Annotated in this window: 8 protein-coding genes; 4 read left to right on the forward strand and 4 right to left on the reverse strand. The window is 71.7% G+C overall.

Annotated features, from left to right (window positions below; all coding sequences use genetic code 11):
• Positions 1–510 (forward strand): RNA polymerase sigma factor (locus D7W79_RS33565; protein ID WP_500681249.1); only part of this gene is annotated, 510 nt, incomplete at its 5' end.
• Between the two features lie 54 nt (positions 511–564).
• Here the strand turns inward: D7W79_RS33565 and D7W79_RS45925 are convergent.
• The 3 genes from D7W79_RS45925 to D7W79_RS33580 all read right to left on the reverse strand — a co-directional run bounded on the left by D7W79_RS45925 (position 565) and on the right by D7W79_RS33580 (position 4,197).
• A complete protein-coding gene (locus tag D7W79_RS45925; RefSeq protein WP_120529422.1) occupies positions 565–2,766 on the reverse strand; it encodes a DUF4082 domain-containing protein in 2,202 nt (733 codons plus the stop codon).
• A 106-nt stretch (positions 2,767–2,872) separates the two neighbouring features.
• Positions 2,873–3,616 carry an alpha/beta hydrolase gene (locus tag D7W79_RS33575; RefSeq protein ID WP_147442175.1) on the reverse strand — a complete coding sequence of 248 codons (744 nt, stop codon included), beginning with the start codon at positions 3,614–3,616 and terminating at the stop codon, positions 2,873–2,875.
• A gap of 56 nt (positions 3,617–3,672) precedes the next feature.
• Entirely contained in the window at positions 3,673–4,197 is a 525-nt protein-coding gene (locus D7W79_RS33580) for a putative signal transducing protein (protein ID WP_120529424.1), read from the reverse strand.
• Between the two features lie 219 nt (positions 4,198–4,416).
• On the opposite strand from D7W79_RS33580, the gene D7W79_RS33585 reads away from it, so the two are divergent.
• Together D7W79_RS33585 and D7W79_RS33590 are read left to right on the forward strand one after the other, a co-directional pair.
• A complete protein-coding gene (locus D7W79_RS33585) occupies positions 4,417–5,556 on the forward strand; it encodes a glycosyltransferase (protein WP_120529425.1) in 1,140 nt (379 codons plus the stop codon).
• A gap of 20 nt (positions 5,557–5,576) precedes the next feature.
• Positions 5,577–6,713 carry a glycosyltransferase family 4 protein gene (locus D7W79_RS33590; RefSeq protein WP_158617115.1) on the forward strand — a complete coding sequence of 379 codons (1,137 nt, stop codon included), beginning with the start codon at positions 5,577–5,579 and terminating at the stop codon, positions 6,711–6,713.
• Positions 6,714–7,124: 411 nt separating this feature from the next.
• Here D7W79_RS33590 and D7W79_RS33595 read toward each other — a convergent pair whose 3' ends face one another.
• Positions 7,125–8,369: a glycosyltransferase family 4 protein gene (locus D7W79_RS33595; RefSeq protein WP_158617116.1), complete on the reverse strand. Its 1,245-nt coding sequence runs from the start codon at positions 8,367–8,369 to the stop codon at positions 7,125–7,127.
• A gap of 293 nt (positions 8,370–8,662) precedes the next feature.
• Here D7W79_RS33595 and D7W79_RS33600 point away from each other — a divergent pair.
• On the forward strand, positions 8,663–8,994 hold a 332-nt coding region (locus D7W79_RS33600), incomplete at its 3' end, for an aminopeptidase P family N-terminal domain-containing protein (protein ID WP_208729908.1).

Below are 8,994 nucleotides of genomic sequence, written 5' to 3' on the forward strand. Positions count from 1 at the left end.
CGGGTGGGGCCTTCGGGGGAGCCCGTGCTGCTGCTGGAGCAGAACCGCGCGCTATGGGATCAGCTCCTCATCCGCCGGGGGCTCGCGGCGCTGGAGCGAGCGGAGAAGGCGGGCGCGGCGGGGCCCTACGTGTTGCAGGCCGCCATCGCCGCGTGCCACGCGCGGGCGCGCACGCCGGAGCAGACGGACTGGCAGCGCATCGCGGCGCTCTACGCCGTGCTCGCGCGGCTCACGCCGTCGCCGGTGGTGGAGTTGAACCGCGCTGTCGCCCTGTCCATGGCGTTCGGTCCCGCGGTGGGGTTGGAGCTGGTGGATCAGCTCGTGGCCGAGCCGTCGCTCAAGCACTACCACCTGCTGCCCGCCGTGCGCGGCGACCTGCTCCAGAAGCTGGGGCGGCTCAAGGAGGCGCGGGCGGAGTTCGAGCGGGCGGCGTCGCTCACGCGCAACGCGAAGGAACAGGCGCTGCTGCGCTCGCGTGCCGCCGCGTGCGCGGGTGAGAAGCCGTCGTAACGGAGAGCGGCGGGCATCCGTGAAGCATGCCCGCCGTCCCTTCCCGTCACGCGCTCAGGGGCGCGGTGACAGCTCCAGGTTGTCGAAGTTCGTGTCCCAGCCGTTGGACGTCGTCAGGGTGAAGACCGTGCAGGGCGCCGTCCAGCTCGGCACCACGTGTGTCACCTCGCCCGCCGTCAGGGGGAAGGTGAGGGTGGGCAGGTCGATGCAGCTCAGGGTGAGCGTGGCGCCGCTGTCCCACGTGAAGGCATCCAGGCCCAGGACGCGCCGCTGGCCGAAGATGGACAGACTGGCCTGGGTGAGGCCACCGCCGTTGAACGACACGCTCTTCGTGTTGAACCCGCCCCAGGGCGACGCGATGTACCAGCGGTTGAGGCCGAAGTGGATGGGGCCGTGCGGGCCGTTGAAGGTCTCGTCCTGACCGGGGAAGCTGTCGAAGGTGACGAGGTTGGTGGACGGGCCCACCGGGATGGCCAGCGCGTGGGTGTTGTTGCCCGGCGTGGCGTCCGTCTGCGAGGACGCGACCGTCGCCTGGCTGGTGAACGTCCCGGTGCTGAAGGGGATGGCCTGCACGTTGATGGTGAAGCTCGCGCCCGGCGCCAGGCTGGAGGCGTCACAGTGCAGGTCGGTGCCGAACGAGCAGCCACCGCCGCTGACCGGCGGCGGCGTCGCCGAGTAGAAGAAGTAGCTCAGGCCGGTGGGAACCGGGACGTCGAGCGTGACGTTGGTGGCGGTCGTCGTGCCCTGGTTCGTCACGGTGATGTCGTAGAAGAGGACGTCACCGTTGGCGCCCGTGCCATCCGGGAACGCCTGCGTCACGGTCAGGTCCGCCGTCGCGGGGCCGCCGGGCGTCGAGGGGACGAACGTCACGTCCACCCAGAAGTTGGTGTTGAGCCACGCCTCCGTGGGGAACGCGCTGCCGTTGAGGTTGCGCACGCCGTTGCCGCTGGCCGCCACGGTGGAGGGTGCGTGCAGCGGGGGCACGTCCACGCCCGCGGTGTTGAAGTAGTACGGGGTGATGGCGTAGCGCCCGCCGGTGGCGAAGTACGACACGACGTAGGTCGTGTTGGCGGCCAGGCTCACCGGCGTGGCGAAGGACAGCTCGCGCCAGCCGAAGCCCGTCTCGGCGGGCGTCGTCTCCGTGGTGGCCAGCAGCGTGCCGGTGGCGCTCCACAGGTGGCCCACGTGCGGGCCGGTGTCGGTGCTGCCCTTGTAGTAGCGGACCTTGGTCACCGTGCCCGCCACGTCGGTGCGGAACTTCACGCCGACCTCCGTGGGGGTGGCGTCGGCGTTCTCGTACTGCGGGTCGCCCGTCACGCTGTTCCACAGGCTGCACGGGTTGCAGGCGGTGTTGGCGAGCGTGGTGGCGGTGACGGCCGTGGAGGCCACGCTGACGTTGCCGGCGGCGTCACGGCCGCGCACGGTGTACGTGTACGCGGTGGAGGGCGTCAGGCCGGTGTCACGGTAGCGCGTGGTGGTGCCGGGCAGCTCCGCGATGAGCTGGCTGCCCCGGTACACCAGGTGCCAGCGGGCGTTGCCCTGCGTCTCACCCGAGCCGTCCACGGACGCGTACCAGGTCAGGTCGATGGCGGTGGACGAGTTGGGCAGGGCGGTGACGTTGGTGGGCGCGCGCGGGGGCGTGACGTCGTTGGCCTGGAAGGCCACGTCCACCCAGTAGTTGCTCGCGTTGAACGTGTTGGTCGGGAAGCCGCTGGTGCTGCCATAGCGGTAGAGGCCGTTGGTGGTGGCCTCGGCGTGCAGGGGCGGCGCATCCAGCGCGGACGCGAAGCCGTTGCCCGTCACCGCGTAGTGCCCGGCGGGCGCGAAATACGAGACGACGTAGTTCGTGTCCGCCGCGATGGTGACCGGCGAGGCGAAGCGCGCCTCCTGCCAGCCGGAGGCCGACTCGTTCTGGAAGGTGACGCTGGCCAGCAGCGTGCCGGACGCCGTCCACAGGCTGCCGGTGTGCGTGCCCGTGTTGCCCGCGCCCTTGTAGAAGCGCACGCCCATGATCCGCCCCGGCGCGTCGCTGCGGAAGCGCACCCCCAGCTCCACCGCGCCGCTGTCATCCACGGCGGCCACGGCCGGAAGCGCGGTGGTGCCCAGGAGCGACCGCTCACCGGTCAGCAGCGGCTGCGCGGCCTCCGAGGTCTCCTGTGTCTCCGGAGTGGGCGATTCAGCGGGAGCACAGCCCGTCTGAATCCAGGTGAAACCCAATACGAACGTCGTGACCCATCGTGATGCATGTCGAAGCAAGTCGAACTCCTTGTCTGTGAAACCCGACGTGGCTTCGCATGCTGTCAACCTGAAATACAGTTATTCCATGGCTAGTTGACATTTCTCGCATGGCTGACGGCAAAGGTCAGGGCGCTGGGGACAATTCCGCCAGGAATTGAAACAGCGCTGTTTGCTCATGAGGTCGGATCAGCAGCCACGTGTGGCCCTGGCCGGGAACCTCACGCACGTCCAGTCTCAGTCCGGCCGTACGCCAGGCTTCGCGCGCCGTCCGCCACAGGGGCGCGCTGCCATCCATTTCGCCGATGAACGACAGGATGGGCACTCGCGCGTGCGCGGAGGTCCGGGGTGGGGTGTGTTCATCGCCGCGCGACAGGCGTGGGGCGCCAGCGATCAGGACCAAGGCCCGGAAGGCTTCGGGACGTGCCGCCCACAGCTCGAGCGCCATCTGCGCGCCCGCGCTGAAGCCCAGCAGCACCGGCCGTTCCGCATCCACGCCGGGGACACGTGCCACCTCCGGCAGCGTGCCGAGCATCATCCGGTTGGCGTCCGTGCCACTCCATCCTTCCGCGTGCTCGCGGGGGAACGTCAGCAGCGCGAAGCCCTGAGCCGCGAATGCATCGGCCAGGGGCTCCACCAGCGTCAGGCCATCCGAGCCCGTCGGATGCAGCCACACCACCAGGCGGTGCGCATGTTGCGGGGAGGCCTGTCCGGAGACGAAGAGGCGGTAGGGCAGGCCGTTCGCGGGAGCGCCCGTTCGCGTCGGAGTGGCCGTGTCCATGGACGTGCGGGTCACGGGCGGCGTGGAGGCGCACGCGGTGGCCAGGGCCACGGCGAGGAGGGCGGGCAGGGCGGCTCGGTGTGGCTTCATTCCCGGGAGGCTGCCACGTCCCCGGCGGTGGGAGTGCCCGCCGGGTCAGGACGGCTTCAGCGCAGCAGCGCGCCCAGGACGTTCGCCAGGATGATCAGGAGGAGCGGTCCGAACATGAAGAGCAGGATCAGCCATGCGACGACCTTGCGCTTCCTTCCGCGTTGGACCTGGGCGCCCGCATCCTTGAGGTCGGCGCAGTCCTCGCAGAGCCCGGCGCTGGTTCCATCGCAGCGCTCGCACAGGAAGTTGCCGCACCGCTTGCAGGTCCGCGTGGCGCGCTCGCCGTGCACCGCGCAGTGGGCTTCCTCGGAGTCGGGATCCGGCGTCGCGGCGGTGCCGTTCCCGAGCGGCTCCTCCTGCGGCACGCTCTTGAGCAGCTCCCGGGCGCGCTCCAGCTCCCCGGACGGAACCAGCACCCGCACCTCGATGTAGGCCCCGGCCACGCCCAGCATGGACCGGTGCTGCTCGCCCTGGACGATGCACGGGATGCTGTTCGCTTCGAGGAGCGCCCGCAGGAGCGCGGCCTCCGAGGAATCACCGCAGGTGGTGAGCAGCTGGAAGTCGTGATCGGGGATTCCCAAACGGGGCTCCGGGAGGGCCCCCCTTGGGGGCCTGTAGGCGTCGGATGCACACGAGTCTCCGGCAGGACAGAGGCCTCGCGCAAACGGGCCGGATTCCCTCGGAGGACGGGTGTGCCTTCACGCATCGCGAAGGACCTTCCACTGCCTGACATCCGCCATGCGGTGGGCGGCCCTCGGGGGGTTGTGGGCCGGGGGCGCGTGCCTAGCTTGCCCGCGTCCATGACGAACGAACTGCACCCGACGGCGCGGCCTACGCGCGTGGCTCACGTGATGTATGGCCTGGAGATGGGCGGACTCGAACAGCTGGTGGTCCGGCTGTCCCAGCATGGCCGCGAGCGGGGCATCGAATCCGTGGTGCTGGCCCTGGGGCCGGACGGTCCGGTGCGCGAGCTGCTCCAGCGCGTCAACGTCCCCACGGTGTGGCTGGGAGGCCTGGCGGGCATGACGCCCACGGCCATCCGCCGGCTGGCCCAGGAGGTGGACGCCTTTGGCGCCGACGTGGTCCACGGCCACGACGTGGGGCCCTGGCTCAACGCCGTCGCCACCCGGACGCTGCGTCCGCGCACGCCCGTCCTGGGCACCTTCCACCAGACGGTCGAGCCGCAGGGCAAGCTGCGCCCCGCGGCCATGGCCGCCGCCATGTTCACCCAGTCCCTGGTCGCGTGCGGCAGTGAAGTGCGCGCCAGCCTGGAGCGCTGGAGCCCGAAGCTGCTGTCGAACGTGGTCACCATCGAGAACGGCGTGCCGCTGGAGGTCGCCACGGGCGAGGAGGCCCGCCGGGCCGCTCGGGAGCGCCTGGGCCTTCCGCAGGACGCCACCGTGGTGGGCTACCTGGGCCGCCTCTCCGAGGAGAAGGGCCCGGACCTGCTGGTGGACGCCTTCCTGCGCCACTTCGCGGACGCGAAGGACACGCACCTGGTGATGATCGGGCCGGGCCCGATGGAGGCCACGCTGCGCGCTCGCGCCGCCGCGTCCCCGCTGGCCGGACGGGTGCACTTCACGGGCGCGCTGCTGGAGGCAAGCAAGCTGCTGCCCGCGTTCGACGTCTACGTGCAGCCGTCCCGCCGTGAGGGCCGCTCGCTGTCGCTGCTGGAGGCGATGGCGGTGGGGCTGCCCACGGTGTCGCACGCCATCCCCGCCATCCGCGAGGTGCACCGCGATGGCGAGACGGCGCTCCTGGTGACGTCCGGGGACGTGGATGCGCTCGCCGGCGCGGTGAAGCGCCTGGCCCACGACGCGGAGCTGCGCTCGCGCCTGGGTGAGGCCGCGAAGCGCGAGGTGCAGCGCTATTCGCTGTCCACCATGGTGGACACGTACGCGAAGCTCTACCGGGGCGCCGCGGCTCGCGCCCAGGCGTGAGCGGCACGGGAGAACGACGGGTGCCGCACTCCACCATCCTCCATGTGCGCAGCACCTGCGGCCTGTACGGCGCGGAGCGGGCGTTGCTGTCGCTGGCCGCGTCCACGCCGTCGCCGTGGCGGGCGCAGGTGTGCAGCCTCGTTTCGCCCGGGCGGGTGGACGTGCTCTCGGGCGCGGCGCGGGAGCAGGGGTTGGATGCGCTGACGTTGGAGGTGCCCGGCCGCTTCAGCGCGATGGCCGTGGCCACGCTCGCCTCGGAGGTCCGCCGCCGGGGCGTGGGGCTGCTGCACGCGCATGACTACAAGTCGCTCACGCTGGGGGCCGCCGCGAGCGCGCTCGCCGGAGTGCCGCTGGTGGCCACGTACCATGGCGACACCGGCGCCACGCCCGCGCTGATCGCCTACGAAGGGCTGGCGCGCGTGCTGGGCAACTGCACGAGCGCGGTGGCGGCGGTGTCGCGCGAATTGACCGCGCGCCTGCGCCGCTACGTCCACCGCTCGCCGGTGGTCTACATCCCCAACGCGCTGCCGCTCGCGGACGCGTGCACGGAGGAGGAGCGCCTCCAGGCCCGCGAGGCCCTGGGGCTGGCGCCGGAGGGGGCCGTCATCGCGCTGGTGGGACGCCTGTCGGTGGAGAAGGGTCCGCAGGTGCTGCTGGACGCGATGCAGCGCCTGGCCCGGACGCCCGGCGCCACGGTGCCCACGCTGCTGCTGGTGGGCGATGGCCCGCTGCGCGAGTCGCTGGAGGCGCAGGCGCAGGGACTGCCGGTGCGCTTCCTGGGATTCCGCTCGGAGGTTCGCGGTGTGTACGCCGCGGCGGACGCGGTGGTGATGCCGTCCCTGAGGGAAGGCATGCCGCTGGTCGCGCTGGAGGCGATGGCGCTGGGACGGCCACTGGTGGCGTCCGGAGTCGGCGAGCTGCCCCACGTGCTGGGCACGGGGCGCGGGCTCGTGGTGCCGCCGGGAGACGCGGGCACGCTGGCCTCCGCGCTCGCGGGGCTGCTGGCGGCCCCCGGCTGGAGGGCGCGGATGGCGCAGGCCGCGCGTGAGTACGTCGTGGCCCACCACGCGCCGGAGCGGATGGCGAATCGCTACATCGAATCGCTCTACCTGCCCGCCCTGGTGGATCAGCCTCACGCCCAGGCCGCAGCCGGGTAGGGCCGGCAAGGCGCTGCACGGATGCCCCGGTGGCTTCCGGCTCTGCTCTGGCCCGGCGCGGCCCCAACCTGTCCGACAGTCGGACCAGTTGAAGCGGTCCGGATGGAGCGGACACCCTCCTGCCATGACTGGTCACGAACCTGTCCGACAGTCGGACCAGTTGGCGCGGGCGCCCTCCTTCCATGACTGGCCCAACCTGTCCGACAGTCGGACAGGTTGCCGCGGCCCGGATGGGGCGGAGGCCGTCCTGCCATGGCGAGTCCAACTGGTCCGACAGTCGGACCAGTTCGCGCAGGACGCCGCTGCAGGGGGCTCTCGCGGGGTTCTTGCCTTCTCAGCCGCGGAGACGGATGCCGAGGCCGAAGGCTTCGGCGCGCGGTGGAGTTCCACCGCGCCCCGCCCAGGAAAGGCTCAGTTGGCTTCCGGCCTGGACGGCTTGTTCCCGGTGCCACCCACGGTCGACGCGTTCAGGTAGAGCTCGCCCAGGCCCGCCCCGATGCCGTCCCACGCGAAGGCCTCCGCCATGCGGCGGGCGTTCTTCGCGAGCCGGCTGCAGAGGTCCGGATCCCGGCGCAGCCGGCGCAGCGCGGCGGCGAACTCCTCGGGAGACTCCGCGAGAAGCACGTGCTGCCCCTCCACCACCGGCAACCCCTCCACCGCGAGGCGCGTGGCCACCACGGGCACGCCCGCCGCCGCGGCCTCCAGCACCTTGAGGCGCGTCCCACTGCCCGCGCGCAGCGGAATGGCCGTCGCCAGCGCACGCGCCAGGTACGGCGCCACCGACGGCACCGAGCCCGTCACCACCAGCCGCTCGTTCTCCAGGGCGCGCACGGACGCGGGAGGGCTGCGGCCCACCACCATCAGCTTGCCCGCCGACAGGTCCGACGACACCAGCGGCCACACCTCGCGCGCCAGCCGGAGCACCGCGTCCTCGTTGGGCCACCAGTCCATGGAGCCCACGAAGACCAGGTCATCACCCAGGGTCTCCCGGGGCGCGAAGTCCGGCAGCTTCACGCCGTTGGGCACCACCTGCACGTGCTTCGCTCCCAGGCCGCGAAGCTGCTGGGCGTCCACGTCCGAGCACGCCAGCACGGTGTCCGCCTGGCTCACGCACTCGCGCTCCAGCTGCTCCACCCGCTGGAACTGCCAGTTCAGGAACGGCCGCAGCAGCGGCGCGCTCAAGGGCGCCATGCGCGCCAGCACCTGGCTCTCCACGTTGTGCTCGTCGATGACCAGGTGCGCGGACGGGTTGAGCTGGCGCGCCAGCGGCAACAGCTGCGCCATGTGCAGGTGGTCGAAGTGGATGATGTCGAAGGGGCCGCGCTCCGTCAGCACCTTGCGCAGGGCGTCCCGCAGGCCCTGGCGCGCGAAGCGGACGTAGGTGAGCGGGGTGCCCCGCAGGAAGGCCTGGGTGCTGTGGAGCGTCTCCCGGGGTGCCACGCGCGGCAGGTCCACCAGGTGCAGCCTGGAGGCCGGCACGCCCCGCTCTCCCAGCCAGCGCGTGAAGCCCGCGGCGTCGTTGCCCGCCCGGTGCACCGCGAGCACGTCCAGCTCGAAGCGCGAGGCAAGGGCACGCACCAGCTCGAGCGTGCGCAGGGTGCCGCCCGTATCCGAAGGCAGCGGAACGTAGGGAAGGATGGCGAGAACGCGTCGCACGGTGAGAAACCAGACCTGCTCAGGAGACGGGTGGACCTGGGCCGCGTGCTCCTCACCGCGGCCACCGGCTTGGTAAGCACCTGCGCGCCACGGGCCCAGGGGCTCGCGGCGCTTTCCCATCAATGGACAACACATCGCGGATCCACGGCGCACCGGGATGCCGCACCGCGTCTTCCGAGCGACAGCGGGATTCCCGGGAGTCTTGACCCGGGTGGCACCCGGTGTGCGAGGGCCTCGAAAAGGCGCGCTGTTTCCGGCATGAGGACGCGGACGGCGCAACGACGGAGGAAGCCATGGGCCTTGAGCAGACGCAGGGGGCCGCGGCGCGCGAGCGCATCGCGCGGCTGCGACAGGTGATGCGGGAGCGCGGTGTGGCGGCGGTCTGGGTGCCGACGAGCGACCCGCACCTGTCCACCTACCTGCCGGGCCGCTGGAAGGGGCGGGAGTGGGCGTCTGGCTTCACCGGCTCCCTGGCGACGCTGGTGGTGACGGCGGAGTACGCGGGCCTGTGGGTGGACAGCCGCTACTGGGATCAGGCGGACGCCCAGCTGAAGGGCAGCGGCATCGCGACGGTGCGTACGACGAACGCGCCCGGGCAGTCGCACCTGGACTGGCTGGCCGCGAA

Source organism: Corallococcus exercitus, from assembly GCF_003611585.1.
GTDB lineage: Bacteria > Myxococcota > Myxococcia > Myxococcales > Myxococcaceae > Corallococcus > Corallococcus exercitus.